Origin of the sequence: Bradyrhizobium niftali (assembly GCF_004571025.1) — a bacterium.
GTDB lineage: Bacteria > Pseudomonadota > Alphaproteobacteria > Rhizobiales > Xanthobacteraceae > Bradyrhizobium > Bradyrhizobium niftali.
The window spans coordinates 153,820-174,674 of sequence record NZ_SPQT01000016.1 but is presented as its reverse complement, the minus strand read 5'-3'; the positions used below and the strand labels follow the sequence as shown (position 1 = coordinate 174,674).

The 20,855-nt window shown below is 63.9% G+C and carries 22 protein-coding genes and 1 tRNA gene; 10 read left to right on the top strand and 13 right to left on the bottom strand.

Annotated features, from left to right (window positions below):
* Nucleotide 1: 1 nt before the first annotated feature.
* The 6 genes from E4K65_RS26310 to E4K65_RS26285 all read right to left on the bottom strand — a co-directional run bounded on the left by E4K65_RS26310 (nt 2) and on the right by E4K65_RS26285 (nt 7,305).
* On the bottom strand, nt 2–970 hold the full coding sequence (locus E4K65_RS26310; protein WP_027544333.1) for an ABC transporter ATP-binding protein: 969 nt from the start codon (nt 968–970) through the stop codon (nt 2–4).
* On the bottom strand, nt 967–1,962 hold the full coding sequence (locus E4K65_RS26305) for an ABC transporter ATP-binding protein (protein WP_135176592.1): 996 nt from the start codon (nt 1,960–1,962) through the stop codon (nt 967–969). The genes E4K65_RS26310 and E4K65_RS26305 overlap by 4 nt, the downstream gene beginning before the upstream one ends.
* Nucleotides 1,962–2,879 (bottom strand): ABC transporter permease, encoded by a 918-nt coding sequence (locus E4K65_RS26300; RefSeq protein WP_025575971.1) that lies wholly within the window; start codon nt 2,877–2,879, stop codon nt 1,962–1,964. The genes E4K65_RS26305 and E4K65_RS26300 overlap by 1 nt, the downstream gene beginning before the upstream one ends.
* Entirely contained in the window at nt 2,845–3,804 is a 960-nt protein-coding gene (locus E4K65_RS26295) for an ABC transporter permease (protein WP_011084172.1), read from the bottom strand. The genes E4K65_RS26300 and E4K65_RS26295 overlap by 35 nt, the downstream gene beginning before the upstream one ends.
* 29 nt (nt 3,805–3,833) lie before the next feature.
* Nucleotides 3,834–5,624: a peptide ABC transporter substrate-binding protein gene (locus E4K65_RS26290; protein ID WP_025575968.1), complete on the bottom strand. Its 1,791-nt coding sequence runs from the start codon at nt 5,622–5,624 to the stop codon at nt 3,834–3,836.
* A 262-nt stretch (nt 5,625–5,886) separates the two neighbouring features.
* A complete protein-coding gene (locus tag E4K65_RS26285) occupies nt 5,887–7,305 on the bottom strand; it encodes a M20 family metallopeptidase (protein ID WP_167771154.1) in 1,419 nt (472 codons plus the stop codon).
* A 292-nt stretch (nt 7,306–7,597) separates the two neighbouring features.
* Between E4K65_RS26285 and E4K65_RS26280 the strand changes: the two genes are divergently transcribed.
* The 3 genes from E4K65_RS26280 to E4K65_RS26270 all read left to right on the top strand — a co-directional run bounded on the left by E4K65_RS26280 (nt 7,598) and on the right by E4K65_RS26270 (nt 9,957).
* Nucleotides 7,598–8,569, top strand: a complete 972-nt coding sequence (locus E4K65_RS26280; protein ID WP_025575966.1) for a S1C family serine protease — start codon at nt 7,598–7,600, stop codon at nt 8,567–8,569.
* A gap of 28 nt (nt 8,570–8,597) precedes the next feature.
* Nucleotides 8,598–9,668 carry a carboxylesterase family protein gene (locus E4K65_RS26275; RefSeq protein ID WP_135176589.1) on the top strand — a complete coding sequence of 357 codons (1,071 nt, stop codon included), beginning with the start codon at nt 8,598–8,600 and terminating at the stop codon, nt 9,666–9,668.
* 82 nt (nt 9,669–9,750) lie between these two features.
* Complete coding sequence (locus E4K65_RS26270; protein ID WP_025575964.1) at nt 9,751–9,957, top strand: hypothetical protein; 207 nt, start codon at nt 9,751–9,753, stop codon at nt 9,955–9,957.
* A gap of 80 nt (nt 9,958–10,037) precedes the next feature.
* Here the strand turns inward: E4K65_RS26270 and E4K65_RS26265 are convergent, their stop codons facing one another.
* From E4K65_RS26265 to E4K65_RS26245, 5 genes are all read right to left on the bottom strand, one after another.
* On the bottom strand, nt 10,038–10,700 hold the full coding sequence (locus tag E4K65_RS26265) for a DsbA family protein (protein WP_135176588.1): 663 nt from the start codon (nt 10,698–10,700) through the stop codon (nt 10,038–10,040).
* Nucleotides 10,701–10,787: 87 nt separating this feature from the next.
* Complete coding sequence (locus E4K65_RS26260) at nt 10,788–11,510, bottom strand: LrgB family protein (protein ID WP_025575961.1); 723 nt, start codon at nt 11,508–11,510, stop codon at nt 10,788–10,790.
* Nucleotides 11,507–11,890, bottom strand: a complete 384-nt coding sequence (locus E4K65_RS26255) for a CidA/LrgA family protein (protein WP_027544341.1) — start codon at nt 11,888–11,890, stop codon at nt 11,507–11,509. The genes E4K65_RS26260 and E4K65_RS26255 overlap by 4 nt, the downstream gene beginning before the upstream one ends.
* Nucleotides 11,891–11,934: 44 nt before the next feature.
* Nucleotides 11,935–12,408 carry a PaaI family thioesterase gene (locus tag E4K65_RS26250; protein ID WP_025575958.1) on the bottom strand — a complete coding sequence of 158 codons (474 nt, stop codon included), beginning with the start codon at nt 12,406–12,408 and terminating at the stop codon, nt 11,935–11,937.
* A 3-nt stretch (nt 12,409–12,411) separates the two neighbouring features.
* Nucleotides 12,412–12,840 (bottom strand): acyl-CoA thioesterase, encoded by a 429-nt coding sequence (locus tag E4K65_RS26245; RefSeq protein WP_135176613.1) that lies wholly within the window; start codon nt 12,838–12,840, stop codon nt 12,412–12,414.
* Nucleotides 12,841–12,942: 102 nt separating this feature from the next.
* Between E4K65_RS26245 and E4K65_RS26240 the strand changes: the two genes are divergently transcribed.
* Nucleotides 12,943–13,491 (top strand): TetR/AcrR family transcriptional regulator, encoded by a 549-nt coding sequence (locus E4K65_RS26240; protein ID WP_135176587.1) that lies wholly within the window; start codon nt 12,943–12,945, stop codon nt 13,489–13,491.
* 47 nt (nt 13,492–13,538) lie between these two features.
* Here E4K65_RS26240 and E4K65_RS26235 read toward each other — a convergent pair whose 3' ends face one another.
* Nucleotides 13,539–14,036: a hypothetical protein gene (locus E4K65_RS26235; RefSeq protein ID WP_025575949.1), complete on the bottom strand. Its 498-nt coding sequence runs from the start codon at nt 14,034–14,036 to the stop codon at nt 13,539–13,541.
* Between the two features lie 200 nt (nt 14,037–14,236).
* Here E4K65_RS26235 and E4K65_RS26230 point away from each other — a divergent pair, with 200 nt between their 5' ends.
* Complete coding sequence (locus E4K65_RS26230) at nt 14,237–14,524, top strand: PsiF family protein (protein WP_135176586.1); 288 nt, start codon at nt 14,237–14,239, stop codon at nt 14,522–14,524.
* Nucleotides 14,525–14,615: 91 nt separating this feature from the next.
* Complete coding sequence (locus E4K65_RS26225; protein ID WP_135176585.1) at nt 14,616–15,701, top strand: AbrB family transcriptional regulator; 1,086 nt, start codon at nt 14,616–14,618, stop codon at nt 15,699–15,701.
* Nucleotides 15,702–15,704: 3 nt separating this feature from the next.
* On the opposite strand, the gene E4K65_RS26220 is transcribed toward E4K65_RS26225, so the two are convergent.
* The gene (locus E4K65_RS26220) at nt 15,705–16,244 is read right to left on the bottom strand and encodes a disulfide bond formation protein B (RefSeq protein WP_025575944.1); all 540 of its coding nucleotides are present in this window, start codon (nt 16,242–16,244) and stop codon (nt 15,705–15,707) included.
* Between the two features lie 155 nt (nt 16,245–16,399).
* On the opposite strand from E4K65_RS26220, the gene E4K65_RS26215 reads away from it, so the two are divergent.
* From E4K65_RS26215 to E4K65_RS26200, 4 genes are all read left to right on the top strand, one after another.
* A tRNA-Leu gene (locus tag E4K65_RS26215) sits at nt 16,400–16,484 on the top strand.
* 213 nt (nt 16,485–16,697) lie between these two features.
* Nucleotides 16,698–18,068: a tyrosine-type recombinase/integrase gene (locus tag E4K65_RS26210; protein WP_135176584.1), complete on the top strand. Its 1,371-nt coding sequence runs from the start codon at nt 16,698–16,700 to the stop codon at nt 18,066–18,068.
* Between the two features lie 447 nt (nt 18,069–18,515).
* Nucleotides 18,516–19,007 carry a hypothetical protein gene (locus E4K65_RS26205; protein ID WP_135176583.1) on the top strand — a complete coding sequence of 164 codons (492 nt, stop codon included), beginning with the start codon at nt 18,516–18,518 and terminating at the stop codon, nt 19,005–19,007.
* Between the two features lie 47 nt (nt 19,008–19,054).
* Complete coding sequence (locus E4K65_RS26200; protein WP_135176582.1) at nt 19,055–20,683, top strand: M48 family metalloprotease; 1,629 nt, start codon at nt 19,055–19,057, stop codon at nt 20,681–20,683.
* The last annotated feature ends 172 nt before the right edge of the window (nt 20,684–20,855 follow it).

The window sequence follows — 20,855 nt, the reverse complement described above, 5'->3', positions numbered from 1 at the left end:
GTCAGGCCAGATGGCACGCCACGAAATGGCCGCCCGCCCCCTCCTTCAGCTCAGGCGCGCTTTCCGCGCAGCGCGGCTGGGCGATCGGACAACGGGTGTGGAAGTGGCAGCCTGACGGCGGCTTCATCGGGCTCGGCACGTCGCCCTTGAGGCGGATGCGCTCACGCTTGAGCTTGGGATCGGGCACCGGCACCGCTGACAACAGCGCCCTGGTGTAGGGATGCTGCGGGTTGCGGTAGAGGTCGCTGGCTTTCGCCAGCTCGACGATGCGGCCGAGATACATCACCGCTACGCGGTCGGAGATGTGCTCGACCACCGAGAGGTCATGCGCGACGAAGAGATAAGTGAGGTTCAGCTCGGCCTGGAGATCTTCCAGCAGATTGATGACCTGGGCCTGGATCGACACGTCAAGCGCGGAGACCGGCTCGTCGCAGACGATCAGCTTCGGCTCGACCGCGAGCGCGCGCGCGATCACGATGCGCTGACGCTGGCCGCCGGAGAATTCGTGCGGGTAGCGGCGCATGTGCTCGGCCTTGAGCCCGACCTTGACCAGCAGGCTCGCGACGCGCTCCTCCCGCTCTTTGGCCGATGAGCCGAGCTTATGGATGATGAGCGCCTCGCCGAGAATCGCACCCACCGTCATGCGCGGATTGAGCGAGGCAAACGGATCCTGGAACACGAGCTGCATGTTCCGCCGCATCGCGCGCAGATCGTTGCCGCCGAGCTGGCGCACGTCCTGACCGTCGAACACGACCTCGCCGTCGGTCGGCTCGATCAGGCGCAGCACGCAGCGCCCCGTCGTCGACTTGCCGCAGCCGGATTCACCGACGAGACCGAGCGTCTCGCCGCGATTGACCGAGAACGACACGCCGTCGACCGCATAGACGCTGGCGACCTGGCGCGACAGCAAGCCGCCAAAAACGGGGAAATGCTTCTTCAGACCGCTGACGCGGAGCAAGGGTTCGCTCATGGCGCGGCTCCCAACTGCGTATCCCCCAAGTGACAGGCCATGCGGTGGCCGGGCGAGACCTCGCGGAGCAGCGGCTCCTTCTCGGTGCAGACGCTCATGGCATGACGGCAGCGCGGCGCGAAGCGGCAGCCGACCGGCGGATTGATCAGGATCGGCACCGAGCCGCCGATCGCCTCCAGCCGCGTCTTGTGCTCGCTGTCGAGGTCGATGCGTGGGATCGAGCGGATCAGCCCTTGCGTATAGGGGTGCCGCGGATCGCCGAAGAGCTCGTCGACGCCCGCCTCCTCCACGACCTTGCCGGCATACATCACGACGACGCGCTGCGCGGTCTCGGCGACGACGCCCATGGCATGGGTGATCAGCATCACCGCCATGCCGAAGCGCTCCTTCATGTCCTGGAGCAGGTCGAGGATCTGCGCCTGGATGGTGACGTCGAGCGCGGTGGTGGGCTCGTCGGCGATGATCAGCTTCGGCTTGCAGGCGAGCGCCATCGCGATCATCACGCGCTGGCGCATGCCGCCGGAGAACTGGTGCGGATAGTTGTGCACGCGGCCCTCGGCGTTGGGGATCTGCACCAGCTTGAGCATCTCGATGGTGCGCTCGAGCGCCTGCTTCTTGGTCACGGCTTCATGACGGCGCAGGCTTTCGGCGATCTGCTCGCCGACGGTGAGCACCGGGTTGAGCGAGGTCATCGGCTCCTGGAAGATGAAGCCGATCTCCTTGGCGCGGATCTCGTCGAGCTGATTGCTCGTCAGCGGCACGAGATCGCGGCCCTCGAAGATGATCTGGCCGGCCGCGATGCGCCCGGGCGGCATCGCGATCAGCTTCAGGATCGACATCGCCGTCACGGTCTTGCCGCAGCCGGACTCGCCGACGACGCAGAGCGTCTCGCCGCGGTTGATGGAGATGTCGACGCCGTCGACGGCCTGCAGGATGCCGTCGTCGGTGGAGAAATGGGTTTTCAGGCCCTTGATCTCGAGCAGCGGCGCCATCAGATCACCCGTCGCGCATCGAGCGCGTCACGCAGGCCGTCGCCGATGAAGTTGATTGCGACCACCGCGATGAAGATCGCGCCGCCCGGAAACAGTGCCCAGTGCGGGCCGATGTCGAGGAAGTCCTTGGCGTCGTACAACAGCCGCCCCCAGGTCGGGGTATCCGGCGGAAAGCCGAGGCCGAGGAAGGACAGCGTCGATTCCGCGATGATGGCGGCGGCGACGTCGATGGTGCCGGCGATAATCACCGGACCGAGCGCATTGGGCAGGATGTGGCGCACCACCTGCCGCACCGGGCTGGCGCCGAGCGCGCGCGCGGCTTCGACGAACTCCTTTTCGCGGATCGACAGGAACTGCGCGCGCACGAGGCGGGCGACCGGCATCCAGCGCAGGCCCCCGATCACGAGCACGATCAGGATGAAGATGCCGCCCTCGGGTCCGAACGCGGCCTTGAGCCCGTCACGGAACAGATAGATCAGCAGCAGCAGCAGCGGCAGCTGCGGCAGCGACAGGAAGAGATCGGTGAGCCACATCAGCCCGTGACCGAGCGCACCGCGCGACATGCCGGCAAGCGCACCGATCAGCGTACCGACGAACACCGAGACCAGCATCGCGGCAAGGCCGACCGCGAGCGAGATGCGCCCGCCGTAGATCATGCGGGCGAGGATGTCCTGCCCGAGATCGTCGGTGCCGAAGGGATGGGCGAGCGAGGGCCCCTGCATGCCCGCCACGATGTCGATGTCGTCGATCTTGACCCGCCAGACGAAGGGGCCGGCGACCACCGCCAGCACCAGAATGAGGAGCAGGAACGCACTGACCACGGCAAGCTTGTGGCGGCTATAGCGCCGCCACGTCTCGCGCCAGGGCGAGTAGACGCGCCGCTCAGCGGAGGGAGATGCGAGGGTCAAGCCAGCCATACAGGACGTCCGCGATGAGATTGAACAGGACCACAAGGCACGCGAAGACGAAGGTGACGGCCATCACCACCGGCGTGTCGTTGGAAAGGATGGAGGAGATCAGCAGCGAGCCGATGCCGGGGATGCGGAAGATCTGCTCGGTGACGATGGCGCCGCCGAACACCGCCGGCATCTGGAGCGCGATCAGCGTGACGACCGGGATCATCGCATTGCGCATCACATGCTTGACGATGACCTTGGCCTGCCCGAGTCCCTTGGCGCGCGCCGTGGTGACGTAGTCGAGCCGGATCACGTCCAGCATCGCCGAGCGCACGAAGCGCGTCATCGACGCCGCCTGGAACAGGCCGAGCACCGCCACCGGCATGATCGCCTGCCGGATCATCTCCAGCACCCAGCGGATGCCGGTGGCCTTGATGTCGCTGGAATAGACGAAGGGCAGCCAGTCCAGCGTGACCGAGAAGATCAGGATGAACAGGATGCCGGTGAAGAAGGTGGGCAGCGAGAAACCGACGAAGGCCAGTACGTTGGCGATCTGGTCAAACAGCGAATACGGCTTGGTCGCCGCGTAGACGCCGACCGGAATCGCGATCAGGAGCGCCAGGATCTGCGCCGAGCCGATCACATAGAGCGTCGCCGGCAGGCGCTGTAGGATGAGCGCATCGACGTTCATCCGGCTGACGAAGGAAAAGCCCCAATCGCCATGCGCCATGGCGGAGAGCCAGTGCAGGTAGCGCAGATAGATCGGATCGTCGAGGCCGAACTTCGCCCGAAGCGCGGCAGCGACTTCGGGCGGTACGTTCGGATTGGTCGCCAGTTCCGAGAACGGATCGCCGGGGGCGAGCGCCAGCACGACGAACAGCACGAGCGAAATGCCGAGCAGGCTCGGAATGGCGATCAGCAGGCGACGCAGGACATATTGACTCATAGGGAAAGACCCCGCCTAGGCCTGCGCGATCATGCCTCCCGGTACCAGTCGAACAGGTTGTCGGTCTCGTTCGCCCAGCCGCTGATCACGCAAACCAGGTTGTTGGCAGCGGCCTCCACCTTGAGGCGATGCTGCACCGGGATGAAGACGGTGTCTGCGATCAGGATGTCGTTGGCCTTGATGTAGAACGCCGCGCGCTTGACGGGGTCCATCTCGCCTTCCGCGGCCAGGATCGCCTCGTCATACTCCTTGTTGACGTAGCGCGGGAAATTCTGTCCCTGCCACTTGTTCTCCTTGGTCGCCACGTTGGCCGACATATAGCGCCGCATGTGCTGGGACGGATCCGGCTGGCTCATCGGGATCTGGAACATCTCCATGTCGGCATAGAACTTCGGGTAGATGTCGGGATTGCCGGCGTCGGAGGAGAAGAACACCGAGGCGACGACCGATTTCAGCTCGACGTCGATGCCCGCCTTCTGGCAGGCCTGCTTGACGATGGCCTGGGTCTTCTGGCGCGGGCCGTTGATCGAGGTCTGGTACAGAAGCTTCAGCTTCTTGCCGTCCTTCTCGCGGATGCCGTCCGCACCCGGTTTCCAGCCGGCGTCGTCCAGCATCTTCGACGCCTTCTCGATGCTGAATTCCCAGCTGGTGTTCTTGGAGACGAACTTTTCGGGGCCGTTGAGGAAGTTCGCCGTGGTGCGGCCTGCGCGGCCGTAGATCACCTTCTTCACCGCTTCACGATCGACCAGCAGCGCCAGCGCCTTGCGCACGGCGGGATCGGAGAACAGCGGGTGCTTCGTCTTCATCGAAGAGCGCTCGCCGTCGACCTCGGTGTTCGGGTCGGTGAAGTTCAGCGCGATGAACTCGGTATCTCCGCCCACGGCGTAGATGGCCTTGCCCTTGCCGCCCTTCTCCAGGCGCAGCAGCACGTCGTCTTCCACCTGGATGTTATAGCCGAAATCGTATTCGCCGGTCTGGATCACCGCGCGCGCCGCCGAGACGGCATCGCCGCCGCCCTTCATTTCGAGCGTGTCGAAATACGGGCGGTTCGGCATGTGATAGTCGGGATTGAGCTCGCCACGGACGATATCGCCCGGCTTGAACTCGAGGAACTTGTACGGGCCGGTGCCGACCGGCGAGAGGTTGTTCGGCGCCTCGCGGGACTTGGCGCCTTTGTAATCCGCGAACAGATGCTTGGGGATGATGGAGTTCGGAGCCCCGACGAAAGCGTCGGCCCAGAACGGCGTCGGCTTGTTGAAGAGGATGCGGACGGTGAGGTCATCCACCTTCTCGACGACGATGTCGCGATAGGTCGCAATCGTGACCGCGGATGTCGCGGGATCCTTGGAATATTCCCAGTTGAACACGACGTCGTCGGCTGTGAACGGCTTGCCGTCATGCCATTTGACGCCGGGCTTGAGCTTCCAGGTCACCGACTTGCCGTCGGCGGCGAGGCCGCCGTTCTGGATCGACGGGATTTCCGCGGCCAGAACCAGCTTCATGTTGCCGTCCGGATCCCAACAGGCAAGCGGCTCGTAGAACAGGCGCGAACCGTCCTGGTCCTTGGTGCCGGTGGCGAAATGCGGGTTGAGCAGGGTCGGCCCCTGCCACCACAACAGCTTCAGCGCACCGCCGCCGCCGCGCTTGGTCGGCTTGTAGGTTGAAACGCCTTCCGCCATGGCGACGCCGCCCAGCGCGAGGATCTGGTTGGCCAGCGGGGCAGTCAGACCGACAGCGGCGAGACGCTGGATGAAGGCACGGCGATCCATCCGTCCGTCCTTCACTTGGCCGATCATCGAACGCAGTTCTTTATCCAGCATGGTTTGTCCCCCGTCTGGTTCCCGAATGGATGCAGGCGGCCGCGATGCGACCGCCGGGTTTTGTCTGGCCGTAGATGGCACACTGAATAGGCCGCCCGTCAACTGCGACCGTGTGTATGCAAACGGTGTTCTGGCTGTCCGTTGGGCAAAACTGCGTTCTGCAGCCCAAGCGTTCGGCAATCCGGCGTCAAAACACGCCGAAATCCACGTTGCACTGCGGAAAATTTGTTCGCCGGATCAGACGAAGTATCGAGACGAAATTCTACACCACGGACATAGTCAGCGGTGGCGCGACGTGGTCCGGCAGCGGACAGACATAAGGTGTCTTGGCCGTTCGCCTCGCAAGGTCGGCTTTCGCGGCCTTGATCAGCTCCGGTTCCGTGAGCGCCTTGATGCCGATACCCGCCATCGCCTTGGCCGCCTGCACCATGGCCTTATGGGCGTGCGGGCTCTTGCCCTGCGCCACCACCTGCCAGGTGTGGAACGGCGTGCCGATTGCAACCGTTGGTGCGTGAACCTGCACCGTCGGCACCACCCAGCTCACATCGCCGACGTCGGTCGAGCCGACCAGCGGATTGCGCTTGGCATCGAGCGGCACCAGGAAGTCGGCCAGCGGCCGATCGGTCGGCTCCATCCCGATCGCGTAGTAGACCGAGGCGATGTCCTTGTCGCTCAGCGTCGATCGGATCTGGGTGGCAAATCCCTTGTCCGCGTCGTCGAAATGCGGCGGTCCGAGCTCTTCCATGACCCGATGCAGCGCCTGCTCCAGCGGCGTATTCGGCAGGATGTTGGAGACCGCGGAGATGATCTTCATCTCGACCTTGGTCTCGGTCATCAGCGCCGCGCCCTCTGCGATCTTGCTGACGCGTCCGACCAGCTCGTTCATTCCGGGCAGGTCGCGGGCGCGGATCGAGTAGCGCACACGCGCATGCGCCTGCACCACGTTGGGCGCAATGCCGCCCGTGTCGAGCAGCGCGTAATGCACCCGCGCGTCGCTCGGCATGTGCTCGCGCATGTAGTTCACGCCGACATTCATCAGCTCCACCGCATCGAGCGCGGAACGGCCGAGATGCGGCGAGGCCGCGGCGTGCGAGGTGCGGCCGGTGAAGATGAAGTCGGCCCGCGTATTGGCGAGCGACGGCGTCACCGCCACTTCCCAGAAGCTGTGCGGATGCCAGGTGATGGCGATGTCGGTGTCTTCGAACGCACCGGAGCGCACCATGAACGCCTTTGCCGCGCCGCCTTCCTCAGCCGGGCAGCCGTAGTAGCGCACGCGGCCCGGCACCTTGTTCTCGGCGAGCCAGTCCTTCACCGCGGTCGCGGCCAGCAGCGCCGCGGAACCGAGCAGATTGTGACCGCAGCCATGGCCGTGGCCGCCGGTCTCGACGGGACGGTGTTCCGCAACGCCTGCCTCCTGGCTGAGGCCCGGCAGCGCGTCATATTCCCCCATGAAGGCGATGAGCGGTCCGCCCTCGCCCCATTCGCCGATCAGCGCGGTCGGGATGCCGGCGACGTTCTCGGTGATACGGAAGCCCTGATGGCGCAACTCGGCGAGATGCTCGGCGGCCGACCGCGCCTCGGTGTAACAAACCTCCGGCATGCCCCAGACCTTGTCGCTGAGGTCGATGAAACGCGTCTTGATCGTGTCGACGCCACGCCAGATGTCGCTGCGGTTATCCATGCTTCGGTCCGTGATCTCTTGGTCAAACGAAGCGGCAATCGTTAGCAGCTTCAATGCACGGCGCCTAGCACCTCGCCGGACAGCAGCCATGCGGCGGATGCCGGATCGAAGGGCCGCCGGGCCGCCGACCGCGCGCGAAACGATCCCGCGACTTTCGAAGATTTCACGCCGCGTTCTGCGGAATAGTTGAGGAACGAGGCTTTCAAGACGGCCTTCTCCAGCCTAAATTATGCGTGCTTCGCGCGTCGTCCCGCCGGCCACGGCGGAGCGATGCACTAGCCAGGAGAACTCCATGCCCGCCCTGACCGAATGGAGAGTGCCGCCGGCCAATCAGCCGCGTGCGAGCGAATACGGTTTCGATCTCGACCGCGCGCTCGCGTCCGTCGTCGGCCTGCACGCCATCATCCCGCCCGACGCGTTCAGCGCCGAGACGCTGGGCACCGAGCGCGCCGGCAACGGCGTCGTGATCGACGACGGGTTGGTGCTGACCATCGGTTATCTCATCACCGAGGCGGAATCGGTGTGGCTGCACCTCGCCGACGGGCGCGTCGTCGAAGGACATGCCCTGGGTTTCGATTCCGTCACCGGCTTCGGCCTCGTGCAGGCGCTGGGTAAGCTCGACGTCGAACCCTTGCCGCTCGGCAACTCGGCGCAGACCCGGGTCGGCGACCGCGTCGTGGTCGGCGGCGCCGGCGGCCGCACGCGATCGGTTGCGAGCCAGATCGTGGCCAAGCAGGAATTCGCCGGCTACTGGGAATATCTGCTGGACGAGGCTGTCTTCACCTATCCCGCGCACCCGAACTGGGGCGGCACCGGCTTGCTCAACGAGCGCGGCGAGTTGATCGGCATCGGCTCGCTTCAGCTCGAGCGCGAACGCGACGGCAAGGGCGAGCACGTCAACATGATCGTGCCGATCGACCTGTTGAAGCCGATCCTGGAGGATCTGCGCAAGTTCGGCCGCGTCAACAAGCCGTCGCGGCCCTGGCTCGGACTCTATTCGACCGAGATCGACAACCGCGTGGTGGTGATCGGAATCTCCGCCAATGGTCCGGCCGCTCGCGCCGAGCTCAAGACCGGCGACGTCATCCTCGCCGTTGACGGCGAGAAGATCACGAGCCAGACCGCCTTCTACAAGAAGATGTGGGCGCTCGGCGCCGCCGGCGTCGACGTGCCGCTCACCGTGCATCATGAAGGCGTCACCTTCGACGTCACCGTGACCTCGACCGACCGCTTCAAGCTGTTGAAGGCGCCCAAGCTGCACTGACCGGCCGAACTGAAGCAAGGAAGCGGCGATGACCGAGGCCGTCGTAGACGACATCGTGGCCGTACTGCCGCCGCTGCTCGATGCGCTGGAGGCGCTCGGCTTCTTCGCCCGCCACCTGCATCCGCCGGCCTTCGCCTCCGTGATGAATGCGATCGGTGCGCCGGACGACGCGCTGCAAGCGGCGCGCGCCGCGATCGGCGCCTGGCCTGAACAGTTCGCCGGCTTGCGCAACCGGTTCGATGGTGCCTGCAACGAGACGCTCGCCGCCTTTGGCGGCATTCGCGAGGTCGAGCGCGGCAACGGCGATCTCGTCGCCCTCTTCCGCGCACTGCGCCACGTGCCGCGCGCGCTGGAGGCGCTTTATCCGCTTGCAGTGCAGTTTCCGCCGGTAAGCAGCTTCTTCCTCAACGCCGCGGGGCGCGAGGATGAGAACCTGCTGGCACGGCTCGCGGCCGGCGCGGGCGAGCACACCGGCATCTTCCACGATCACAACGAGCCCGGCAGCCGCGGCGGCTTCTCGGTCTATGTCCCCGAATATTACACGCCCGATCGTGCCATGCCGCTGGTGATGGCGCTGCATGGCGGCAGCGGCAATGGCCGTGGCTTCCTGTGGAGCTGGTTACGCGATGCCCGCAGCCTGGGTGCGATCCTGGTGGCGCCGACGGCGACCGGTCAAACCTGGGCGCTGATGAGCGACGACACTGATACGCCCAACCTCATGCGCATCCTCGAGACCGTGCGCAGCCGCTGGACCATCGACGGCTCGCGCATGCTGCTGACCGGCATGAGCGACGGAGGCACTTTCTGCTACGTCAGCGGGCTCGATGGCGCCTCGCCCTTTACGCATCTCGCGCCGGTGGCGGCGACCTTCCACCCGCTGATGGCGGAGATGGCGGATGCTGCGCGCCTGCAGGGCCTGCCGATCTTCATCACCCACGGCAAGCTCGACTGGATGTTTCCCGTGCAGACCGCGCGGCAGACGCAAGCGGCGCTCTCCGCCGCCGGCGCCGACGTCACTTATCGCGAGATCGACGATCTCAGCCACACCTATCCGCGCGAGATCAATGCGGAGCTGCTGGCGTGGCTGAACGGAGAATGAACAACCTCTCCTTAGATGCGCCGCATGGCCGCGGAACCATCGCGCCGTGCCGACGTTATCGGCGCGACACCGGAGGTTCGCTATGAAGACTTTTTTCGGAATGATTTTGGGCGCGCTGCTTCTTGCGGGCGGCGTCTATGTCTATGATTCCATGCAGACCTCATCCGTCGCCAATGGCGAGGTCGCGACCGCCAACCGCACCATCGTGAACTGGGATGTCGCCAAGGCCGACTGGGATGCTCTGCGCGATCGCGCGCACAAGGACTGGGTCCGCATCTCGTCGAAGTAACGTTGCCGACATCATGAACAAGGCGCCGTCGCGGTCTGCGGCGGCGCCTTTGTGTTGGCCAGTCGGTTGCGGCGGGCGCCTTAGTTCATCTTGGCCTTGCGCGCGTCGGCGATGACCTGCTCGAACTCGGTCATGCTGAGCGCGCCCGGCACGCGGTACTTGCCGACGATGAACGACGGGGTGCCGCGGAAGCCGAAGGCTTCGGCCTGCTCGTTGTTGCGCTTTAGGATGGCGTCGATGTCCCTGGCATGGTCGGCGAGATCGCGCTTCAACCGGTCCATGTCGACGCCGGCAGCCGCCAGAAGCTCATTGATGCGCGGCTCGGTCAGGCGGGAGCTGACGCCCATCATGGCGTCATGGGCCTGGTGGTACTTGTCCTGGAATTTCGCCGCGAGCGCGATCCGCGCCGCCGTGACCGACACCGGCCCGAGGACCGGCCAGTCCTTCATCACCAGCCTCACCTTGCCGTCGTCCTGGACGACCTGGCGCAGCTCGGGCTCGAGCTTGCGGCAATAGGGGCAATTGTAGTCGGACCATTCGACGATGGTGATATTGCCTTCGGGATTGCCGGCGACGGGCGTGTCCGGATCGCGCAGCACCTTGGTTTCGGTCAGCACCTCGTCATCGGCGGCGGCGGCCCACGCCGAGGTGATGCCGCCCGCTGCGAGCGCGCCCACCCCGATCAGCGTGAGCGCCGCACGCCGCGTCGGTACCAAGAGGCCCTTATTCCTGAATCCAGTCATATCTCGTCCCGTTTCGGTCCCATCCCCGCAAATACGGTTGGAGACCGGGAAGTGTTACGCTTCATATAGAGCGTCGCGGCGGCGATGTCATCGCACCAGCAGCGTGACCGCCAGCGGGACCAGGAACGAGGTCACCAAAGCGTTCAGGCTCATGGCGATGCCGGAAAAGACGCCGGCGATCTCATCCACCTGGAACGCGCGCGCGGTGCCAATGCCGTGCGCGGCGAGGCCGGCGGCAAATCCGCGCGCGCGGAAATCGGTGACGCCGGTGCGGTTCATCAGCGGCGTCACGATGATCGCGCCCATGATGCCGGTGAGGATCACCGCGACCGCCGCCAGCGAGGGATCGGCGTGCAGGGATTCGGCGATGCCCATGGCAACGCCGGCCGTGACCGATTTCGGCGCCAGCGACAGCACGACGTCGCGCGGCAGCCCGGCGAGTTCGGCCAGCAGCACGACCGACACCACCGCCGTGACCGAGCCGGCCACGAGCGCCACCAGCATCGGCACGATGGACGACACCACGCGCCTGCGGTTCTCGTAGAGCGGCACGGCGAGCGCAACGGTGGCGGGCCCCAGCAGGAAATGCACGAACTGCGCACCGGCGAAATAGGTGGTGTAGGAGGTGCCGGTTACGAGCAGGAACGCTCCGATGATCCACATCGCATGCAGCACGGGATTGGCGAGCGGATGGCGCCGGCTCGCCAGCGACACCGCATCCGTGCTCGCATAGACCAGCAGGGTCACGGTCAGCCACAGCAGGGGGGACTGCGAGAGATAGACCCAGAGCGAGAACGGGTTGTCCTTCATCGCGCGTCCTGTTGCCTCAGGAGACGGCTGACGAGGCGGAAGGTCAGCACCGTCGCAAGCAGCGTGACGACCACCGAGAGCGCGAGTACGAGAATGATGGCGACGCCGTGGGATGCGAGCAGATCGAGCTTCTGCACGACGCCGACACCGGCCGGCACGAACAGAAGCGACAGATGGGCCAGCAATCCCTTGCTGGCGGTCTCTACGCCGCCGTTGCGCAACGGCCCGCACGCAAGCAGCGCAAAGCGGTCGCGTGCAAGCAGCAGGATCAACAGCAGCAGCAGGCCGAGCACGGGTCCCGGCAGCGGCAGGCCGAGGCCGCGCACGACGGCTTCGCCGATCAACTGGCAGAGCAGGATGAGGCCGAGACTTGCGAGCATGACAAGCGCATCAAGAGATGCGCCGGCAGGCTTGTCAATCGCCGCTATGCACGGGGCGCGCGCACTTCGGGCGAAGCAACGCGGGGCAGCATCGCCATCAACGTTCCGGTCATGGTGGCGATCAGCGTGGTCTTGCCCTCGTGCTCAGCAAAGGCCCTGGCCTCGCAGAAGGTCAGCGTGCGGCCGGGCTTGACCACCTCGGCCTTGAAGACGAAGCGCGCGCCGCGGGCGGGCGCGAGCAGCGTGGTCTTGAATTCGACGGTGAGGATATCGGCCTTGTCAGGCATCAGGGTGAAGGCGGCAACGCCGCACGCATTGTCGAGCCCGGCCGTGATGATGCCGGCATGGACAAATCCGTTCTGCTGCGTGAATTTGGGCGAGTGCAGCATCGCCAGCTCGGCCTCGCCCGGCGCAAGGCGGACGATCGTGACGCCAAGCGTGCGCATCGCCGGCTGACCGTCGAACATGGCAATGGCCGCGGCGCGATAGCCCGGGTTCTTCGGCTCGAACGCGGTCATGGCTCAAGCCTCGGCCGGTTCGGTGAGATATGTAAGAGCGACCTCGCGGATCCCATCCTCGAACGGCGCTGATTTGCGCTTGCTTCGGTCCATATGCACGCCGGTAATCTCGCAGAAAGCGGCGATCTCGCCGGTCTCGGCATTGATCATATCGTGCCGGAAGCGGATCGATTTTTCGCGGACGTCGAGCAGATGGCTGCGGATCTCGACGATGTCGCCGGCGAGCAGCTCGCGCTTGTAGCTGATGTTCTGCTGCACGGCGGCCATGCCGCGGCCGGAGGAGCGCAAATAACTCGGCGTCAGTCCGAGGCGGGCGAACAGATTCCAGTTGGCCTCATCGAATTTGCCGACGTACCACATGATGTTCATGTGGCCGACATGATCGCACTGCCACGGATAGACCGTGCCGCGATAGGTCGCCTCCCGCTCCATCGCCATTCCCTGCCCTGCTTGTTGATCTTGATACGGTAGCGTATCAAGCGTCAGACGCGTTAGCAATACGGCACCGTATCAAGAACCGGTGAGGCTTCCTTCATGAGCGACGGCAAGGGCGATGTCTGGGTCGAGGCAGGGTTTACCGAGCTCGCCCGCTCGGGGGTCGAGGGCGTCAGGGTCGAGGTGCTCGCCAAGAACCTCGGCGTCACCAAGGGTGGCTTCTACCGCCGCTTCGCCGACCGCGCCGCACTGCTCGGGGCCATGCTGGAACGCTGGCGCGAGGGGCGCGCGGCGTCCATCGCACAGCAGACGAGCCTCGACGGGCAGGCGCCCCGCGAGCGGCTGAGGGCGGTGATCCAGCTTTATTCGGAGCGGCTCAACCCGGAGGGCATGGCGATCGAGCTCGCGATCCGGCAATGGGCCCGTTCGGACGAGAATGCCGCGGCGGCGGTGGCGAGCGTGGATGCCGCGCGGCTCAAGCACGTCGCCGAGCTCTATCGCGCGACCGGCCTCGAGGCCGAGGAGGCCGAGGCGCAGGCCTTCCTGTTCTACTGCTTCATCTTCGGCCAGAGCCTGCTGTTCGTCGAGCGCGGTCCGCGCAAGCGATCGCAGCTCGTGGCGAAATCGGCAGAGAAACTATTGGACTGAGCGGAATGGCCGGAGCTCTGCCCCGGCCATCGCATCATGCCGAAGCCTCAGGCGGCGCCCTTCAGCTTCTTGTTGCATTCGCTGTAATAGCCGCCGCCCTTCTCGATCCACTTCATGCCGCCATTGCCGTTGGTGGTCTTGTTGGCGTTGTACTGGTCGACGCAGGTGTGCAGGCGGGCCTTGCCGGCCGTTTCCTTGGCGTATTTCGGATCGACCGCGTTCGGATAGATCGCGGGACCGGCCGGCAATGTCGGCGCCGGAGCGGCAGCGGGGGCTGCCTCCTTCTTCGCCTGCTTCGGCGCTGCCGGAGCGGCGGGCGCAGCCGGAGCAGCCGCGGTCGGCGCGGCGGCGGGCGTCGCGTCCGCACCGCACTGGGCCTTGCGGAAGTCATTCCACTTCATGGTGCCGAGCGAGCCGTCCTTCTTGGCTGCCTGATATTTCGCGCTGCACTCCTGCGAGGTCAGCGCCTGCGCCGGTGCGGCGGCCACCAATGCCGCGACACCCGACGCCATAATCGCACACAACAATTTTGTCTGAATGGTCATCCCTAGGTCTCCTCCTTGGTCTTCCCCGACGGAAGTTAAACGAGGATTGCTATCCTAGCGTGCCGATCGCTTGCGACAAGGATACGATGGCTTTCGCCGGCAAAATATAGTGATCCCGTCGCTCGGCCCATTCATGTCGCGTTCAGCAACGCGAGCCGACGTTCCACCCTTCGCCATTTTCCCAGGAAGAGTGCAACACCATGACCCTCGCCTCCCGCCTCGCCGCCGTCGCCCTCGCCTCCCTGCTCGCCACCGGCACCGCCTTTGCGCAGACCGCCGCTCCGGCAGCCAAGACCGACACCAAGACCACAACCGCCGCGCCCACGGACAAGAAGGCGCCAAAGGAGCACTCGGCCGAGTCGCTCGAATGCTCCAAGCAGGCGGATGCCAAGGGGCTGCATGGCAAGGAGCGCAAGAAATTCCGCTCCGAATGCATCAAGACCGCCAAGACCGGCATGGCCGCGCCGGCTGCCGCGGACAAGAAGTAAATCAGTCCCCCCGGCTTCGGCGAGAGGCGCGCGCATTGCGGCATGACGAGCCTGCAATTGTGCGCCTCTCGCTGATTTGCAATAAGGTGGCGTGAAGCAAATCACCGCCTCCCTGCCGTTCGAATGGCCGAGCCGTGCCAAGATCCTGAGCACGGTGGAGACACTCGTCATCGGCACTGCCGGCGGCCTCGTGTTTCTCGTCGCCAATCTTCCCGGCGGGCTGATCTCGGGCTCGATGATCGCGGTCGGCATCGCCGCGATCGTCGGCCGGCAGCTGACGCTGCCGCCGATCCTGACCCAGACCGTGCTGGTGCTGCTCGGCATCTCGCTGGGCTCGGTCGTCTCGCGCCACCTGATCCAGCAGGTCAGCGCCTATCCTCTGACCATCGGCCTGCTCGCACTCGCGACCTTCTGCTCGACCTTCGGCTCGAGCTATTACCTCCAGCGCGTTCATGGCTGGGATCGCACCTCGGCCTTTCTTGCCGGCAGCCCCGGCGCGCTGTCGCAGATCACGATTTTGGCGGTCGAGCGCGGCGCCGACCTGCCGGGCATCGCGGTGGTGCAGACCATGCGCGTCATCATCCTCACCGCCGCGCTGCCGATGGTGCTGGCGCTTGCGGGCGTGTCGTCTTCTGCTGCGCCGTCCCTGACGACGGCCATTGCCTCGCCGCTCGACCTCGTGGAGCTGGTTGCGGCCTCGCTGGCCGCGGCGCTCGTCCTGCGGCTGATCAAGTTTCCGGCGAGCTGGATGTTCGGCGCGATGATCGCCTCCAGCGTGCTGCATGGTGCCGGCTGGGTCGAGGGCGGCCTGCCGAACTGGGTGCGCGGCGTGGCGCTGATCGGCATCGGCGCCCTGATCGGCAGCCGTTTCGCGCGGATGCGGATCAAGACCCTCGCCGGCCACATCAACGCGGCGCTGGGATCATTTACCGTGGCCATCGCCGTCTCCGCGATCTTCGTCGGCATCGTCGCCCTCACCACGCAGGTGAAGTTCTCGGACGTCGTCGTCGCCTTCGCGCCGGGCGCGATGGACGCCATGCTGGCCTTGGCCCTGACGCTGCACATCGACCCGATCTTCGTCGGCGCCCATCATCTGTCGCGCTTCGTGTTCGTGACGATCGCGACGCCCGGCATCGTGCACCTGTTCGGCCGCACGCAGGACGACGTGGACGATTAAGCTTCAGCGCTTCGCCGTCCGCACAAATCCCCACGCCGCGATCGCGGCCATCAGCAGCGAGATCAGCACGTTGTAGCCGGCGAGCGAAAGGCCGAGGAAGCGCCACTGCACCTCGTCGCAGCGCACCACCTTCACGGTGTCGAGCTTCGACAGGAGGTCGGCGGCATTGCCGAGATTGACGACGGGGCCGGAGCAGTCGGTCGGTCCCTTCCAGAAGCCCCATTCGACGCCGGAGTGGTAGGCGCCGAGCCCGGCATTGGCGAGCGTCGCGAGCGCGAGGATCGCAAGCCCCGCGAGCAGCAGTGGCCGCGGCGCGCCGCTCCTCGCCGCAAGCGCGGTGAGCGCGCCGAGCGGGATCGCGAGGTAATAGGCGTAACGCTGCTCCAGGCAAAGCGGACAGGGCACGATCTCCAGCACGAGCTGGAAGAACCAGGCGCCCGCGATCGTGGCTGCCGCAATCAGCGTGACGAGAAGGGAGGCGGCCAGCGCGGGGCTCGCCGCCGCCGGCTTGAACGCAGGTATTGCGGCACTCTGGGTCGTCACGGCAGCCTCTTCCGCTGGGTCGCTTTCCTTAGCCTCTAGCCCCAGCCCAAGCGGCTGTCGAGAACGGCCGGGATCACTTTGGCGCGGGTTGACCCTGCCCCGTCCATGGCTATAGTCCGCCGGCTTCGCGACGCCCGCACTGGGGCCGACCGAGGGCCCCTGTGGCGGAACTGGTAGACGCGCTCGACTCAAAATCGAGTTCCGCAAGGAGTGCTGGTTCGATTCCGGCCAGGGGCACCAACTAGGCTGTTCAAGCCAGTTCTAAAGCGTCCGCAACCGTCCGCGCAGCACGCAGAACCCCTTGAAAAATAGGCCCTTCCGCGTACATCGGTGTTCGTCACCGTTTGTTCTCATCCAATCCCAGCCGCCCGATTTGTCGGTATTTTTGTCGGTATCTAGAGAACAAACGTTCACGGCGACTTTCGCTTCTCCGGATGAAGGGATTTTGAGCTGATGGCCGGCAAGAACGATGGCGTGTGCGCCAACCCCAAGCAGATCAAGACAGACGTCGACTGCCGAGCCGCGCGACCGAAATTCGACAACGGCACGTGGAGCCCCGCCAAGATCTCCGACGTGACCGGCGGCGGTCTCTATCTCTTCGTCACACCCGACCAGAGCAAGCCCTGCAACGCTGCCTCCAAGCTCTGGCGGATGGACTACCGCTTCCACACCCGTCGGAAAACCTACTCCATCGGCCCTTACGGCAACGGCAAGGATGGCACGTTCTCGCTCGCCGACGCGCGGCGAGAGCGTAACAAGGCCAAAGACCTGCTCAAAGAAGGCAAAGACCCGAGCACCGAGAAGCAGCTCGACAAGCACCGGCAGACGGCCGCCCGCTCGTTCGGGCAATGGGCCGACGAGTGGCTCGCAAAGAAGAAAATCGAAAAAGTCAAACGCGGCAGGATCGTCGCGGTGCGCGACCCCAAGACCATCGAGGTGCTTGAGCTGCGTGTCGGCTACGTCAAAGCTCGCTTCGGCAAGTTATCTAGGCTGGACATCAAGCGTCCGGACGTTCTCGCGTTCATGCGTTCATACGAAACCGAGGGAAAGCTGGAAACGCGCGACCGCGTGCGCAGCATCGGTGAGCAAATCTGCGACTATGCCGATGTCGAAGGCGACGGCTACAATCCATTCCGCAACCTGAAGGGGCAGATGATCGCCAACATTTCGACGCCACGTCCCGGCGTCACCGAACCACGTGACGTGACGCGCGTCTTCAAGCTCATCAACGCACCGTGGACGAGAGCGAGGTTTGGTGACGTTGTTGGCCTCGCCTTGCGCTTCGATGCGCTGACCATTCCCCGCCCCGGCATGGTCAATGAAATGGAGTGGAGCGAGGTCGATTGGGACGCCGAACGCTGGACTGTTCCAGCCGCGAAGATGAAGACCGGCTGGGACCATGTCGTGCCTTTGTCACGGCAGGCACTTGCTATCCTGCGAAGCGTTCAGAGGCTAACCGGACATCGCCGATACGCGTTTTCCTGCTCGAAGGACGCGCCGCTATCAAACAACACGCTCAACAAGCGCTTGCGGCTGCTTGGCATTGATACCAAGACGGATCATTGTGCCCACGGCTTCCGGACCACCTTCTCAACCCTGTCTCATCACGAAGAGATCAAGGACGCCAAGGCATGGGATGGCGATGTCGTCGAGCTGCAGCTCGCGCATCTCGATAACTCTACCGTGGAGGGTCTCTACAAGAAGCACGGACCGCTCGCGCTGATCGGCTCGCGCACGAAGCTAATGCAGCATTGGGCCGATCGGATCGACCACTGGCTCGATCCCAAGAAGGTGAGGCCGATCAAGGGAGGCGCGCAGGGTTGAGTCACCTTAGCGTCAGGCCGGTTAAGATTGTCGACGCTTGTGCATCTCGTCCTGGAAGGGGATCGATTTTGGCGGATCTAGACAGTCGCGCTCCTGATCTCGACGATGTCATGCTGGTGGCTCGATGTGAGTAATCGCAATTCAGACATATCGCCTGATTCAGAGGCCTATGATTTGCGCAAGAACTATCTGCACTGAAGCCCAGCAGTTCCTCCCCATTGACGGAATGCATGCGCCGAGCGTTAGATCGGGCTCCGCCGCATTGATCCGAGGTTTGAGGGCTCCTGTACCTACCGGTGGCGGCGTACGCCCGAGGCGTGACGTCTTTACCGGGGCAACGCTTGCCCGTAGAGATAGTGAACGGAGAGTTCCGGTACCGCAGCCTCAGGAAGTGGTGTTGAGGTGATATAGGCACTATGCTGCAATCGCTAATGCGGGAGAGAAATGATGCGCCAGGATGCGATCGATCAAAGCGCCCTTTGGCTGGCGGACGGGTTGAGCCGCGCGGCCGATGACAAATCAAGTCGATTGGCTCTGGATCGCATCAGGAGAGGAATAGAGGCCGGGACGACGACCCTCGACCAGACTGTGCAGGAATTGTCGGGCGGTCAGAAGGCTCAGCCGGGCGAGTTTGGATTGGAATTAGCCGGCGCCGCTTTGGTAACCTTCCTGCTCACTACAATGCAGGAGTTCTTCAAGACGTATATTAAGAAGTTGACGGAAGACGCGGCCAACAAGGGCGTGCAGATCACCCTCGAGGAAGTGAAGAAGCTATTCCGAAAGGACGCCGAAGACCACCCAGACCGACTTGGAGGCCAATTCGCTCAAGCGTTGGAAAAATATGGAAAAGAGGCTGGCATCGATCCGGATAGCGCCCAGCGATTGTTAAAGTTGGTGAAAGACGAGTCGGCCCTCAAAACTGTAGCCAAAGCGGATTGAGCGCTCCTCCTGCGGAATATGACCCTACTCTCCTCGACGCAGCGTCGATGTTCGAGAGCAGGATACACACTGCGGTCTTCTATGCCGTTTACCTACTCTTGTTCGGCTACGGTGTATTGCTGCCACCATACGCAGTCTATTGGGCCGAAGGGATCTCGGGTCCCGGTTGGGCCGTGCTCATGCTTGGAGTGACAACCAGTTTTTTCGTGTTTGCCTCTCGCTTCCGCGTCCTGACCACGCCGCAAACTCGTGGCGTTTCAAATCTTTTGAACAAATTTCGCTCCGGCGCGCTCGGAGTATCGTTGCTAGGCCGCCCAACTCCGGTACTTGAACTACTTCCGAGAACTGGAGCCGGCGAAGACTATTATCCCCTATTTGATCGTTGCTACCGCAGAATGCTGGCTTGCACGCGCGACCAACCGCCGATCTATTGGTCAATGAACGCGCGCGCCTCTGCACGCGTTATCGGTACGAACTCAAGACCCATCGTTACGATCAGCCTCGGGCTGCTTTCTCAACTTTACATTACGCCCGCACTTGTTGAGATCGTGACGCTCCACGAACTTGCCCATATCCGACATGGCGACCCGACACAATTTGCGGTCTTGAGGGCCCTGCTCGCAAGCTGGCCAATCTCGAGTGCGGCTGTCGGGCTTGCCTGTCTGGCGAGCTTGGTGGGTGTCGCCGACCGGCCGTTGTATCTCGGCTTGGTCGTGCTTGTCGCGGTAACTTGGGGACTCTCTCTTCTTGCAGCTTGGATCTTAATGCTTCGCTATGCGGGCGTGGTATTCTCCCTCCGCGAGCTTCGAGCTGACCTGGCTGCTGCTGCGGTTGCGGACAGCAGGAGCGCAGTCGTGTCGACGCTGCAGGCCTCGGTGGTCCCACAGCTGCAATTCAAGGCCCGGCTCAAATCGCTCTTCAGCCTGAGCTTAACCCACCTGTCCGGACCGGAGCGGCTATCGTTCCTGACCCATCCCATCGACATCGTAATGCCCAAACTTCGTTACTTCGCATTGGGCCTTGGGATTTCGCTGATTGTTCAATCCAGTCCATTTCTCGAAGGGTTCGGTCACACTCGGCTGATCGTGTTCTTCTCATTCCTTTCCTGGTTCATTTCCACTGCCTTGGTGGCCTCAGTGATGGGCACACTTTGGTTCGCGCACAAGGCGGATATGCGGCTAGAGATGTCACGGTGCGCGGTCCTGGCAATCGCATTGGCCGCAGCTTATCAGCTTCCACTTCTGACGATGGGTAGCACGAATAATATTATCGGTGGGCTCATGCTGGGTTTCGGTTTTGACGCTCCCACGCTCTTCATCGAAGCTGGGGGGTGGATCGAGAGAACCGTCTTCAAATCGGCGTGGATATGGCTACTTGCCTTCGCGGCGATCTTCGTGGTCGCGAGTCGACTGCTGTTGCGGTGTGATAGGGAGCGAAAGGCCGGCATCTCAGTACTCTTGCTAGCTATAGCATGCGGCTCGCTTCTTCACCTCGCGATCATCATCGCGCTTCGATGGGAGACGGAGACACCATCAATTATTGATCAGGTTGCCGATCTTGCATATTCGCATCGTAATGTTTTGCCGTTCGGCTTCTTCTGCATCATATTAGCTGTTCTCGGCGTCGGCATCTTCATAGCCAGCTTGAAAACGCTTCGGCAGTTCGCCAAAAAATGACGGCAGGTATCCGCAAATAGTCGCTCACTCGCTCGCACCCTTCTGGGGGGGTCTGCGGGGGTGCCCTGACTCCATCATCTTCACGCTGTCCTTCACTGCCCATACTGCCCGCCGAGTAGGTTCAAATCCCGGATTGGATTTGAACCTATGATCTTCAGGTTGTGAGCCTAAT

What these genes read in the sequence shown, in the direction of transcription:
- E4K65_RS26310 (WP_027544333.1), bottom strand. Translation starts at nt 970, where the DNA reads ATGAGCGAACCCTTGCTCCGCGTCAGCGGTCTGAAGAAGCATTTCCCC.
- E4K65_RS26305 (WP_135176592.1), bottom strand. Translation starts at nt 1,962, where the DNA reads ATGGCGCCGCTGCTCGAGATCAAGGGCCTGAAAACCCATTTCTCCACC.
- E4K65_RS26300 (WP_025575971.1), bottom strand. Translation starts at nt 2,879, where the DNA reads ATGGCTGGCTTGACCCTCGCATCTCCCTCCGCTGAGCGGCGCGTCTAC.
- E4K65_RS26295 (WP_011084172.1), bottom strand. Translation starts at nt 3,804, where the DNA reads ATGAGTCAATATGTCCTGCGTCGCCTGCTGATCGCCATTCCGAGCCTG.
- E4K65_RS26290 (WP_025575968.1), bottom strand. Translation starts at nt 5,624, where the DNA reads ATGCTGGATAAAGAACTGCGTTCGATGATCGGCCAAGTGAAGGACGGA.
- E4K65_RS26285 (WP_167771154.1), bottom strand. Translation starts at nt 7,305, where the DNA reads ATGGATAACCGCAGCGACATCTGGCGTGGCGTCGACACGATCAAGACG.
- E4K65_RS26280 (WP_025575966.1), top strand. Translation starts at nt 7,598, where the DNA reads ATGCCCGCCCTGACCGAATGGAGAGTGCCGCCGGCCAATCAGCCGCGT.
- E4K65_RS26275 (WP_135176589.1), top strand. Translation starts at nt 8,598, where the DNA reads ATGACCGAGGCCGTCGTAGACGACATCGTGGCCGTACTGCCGCCGCTG.
- E4K65_RS26270 (WP_025575964.1), top strand. Translation starts at nt 9,751, where the DNA reads ATGAAGACTTTTTTCGGAATGATTTTGGGCGCGCTGCTTCTTGCGGGC.
- E4K65_RS26265 (WP_135176588.1), bottom strand. Translation starts at nt 10,700, where the DNA reads ATGACTGGATTCAGGAATAAGGGCCTCTTGGTACCGACGCGGCGTGCG.
- E4K65_RS26260 (WP_025575961.1), bottom strand. Translation starts at nt 11,510, where the DNA reads ATGAAGGACAACCCGTTCTCGCTCTGGGTCTATCTCTCGCAGTCCCCC.
- E4K65_RS26255 (WP_027544341.1), bottom strand. Translation starts at nt 11,890, where the DNA reads ATGCTCGCAAGTCTCGGCCTCATCCTGCTCTGCCAGTTGATCGGCGAA.
- E4K65_RS26250 (WP_025575958.1), bottom strand. Translation starts at nt 12,408, where the DNA reads ATGACCGCGTTCGAGCCGAAGAACCCGGGCTATCGCGCCGCGGCCATT.
- E4K65_RS26245 (WP_135176613.1), bottom strand. Translation starts at nt 12,840, where the DNA reads ATGGAGCGGGAGGCGACCTATCGCGGCACGGTCTATCCGTGGCAGTGC.
- E4K65_RS26240 (WP_135176587.1), top strand. Translation starts at nt 12,943, where the DNA reads ATGAGCGACGGCAAGGGCGATGTCTGGGTCGAGGCAGGGTTTACCGAG.
- E4K65_RS26235 (WP_025575949.1), bottom strand. Translation starts at nt 14,036, where the DNA reads ATGACCATTCAGACAAAATTGTTGTGTGCGATTATGGCGTCGGGTGTC.
- E4K65_RS26230 (WP_135176586.1), top strand. Translation starts at nt 14,237, where the DNA reads ATGACCCTCGCCTCCCGCCTCGCCGCCGTCGCCCTCGCCTCCCTGCTC.
- E4K65_RS26210 (WP_135176584.1), top strand. Translation starts at nt 16,698, where the DNA reads ATGGCCGGCAAGAACGATGGCGTGTGCGCCAACCCCAAGCAGATCAAG.
- E4K65_RS26205 (WP_135176583.1), top strand. Translation starts at nt 18,516, where the DNA reads ATGCGCCAGGATGCGATCGATCAAAGCGCCCTTTGGCTGGCGGACGGG.
- E4K65_RS26200 (WP_135176582.1), top strand. Translation starts at nt 19,055, where the DNA reads ATGTTCGAGAGCAGGATACACACTGCGGTCTTCTATGCCGTTTACCTA.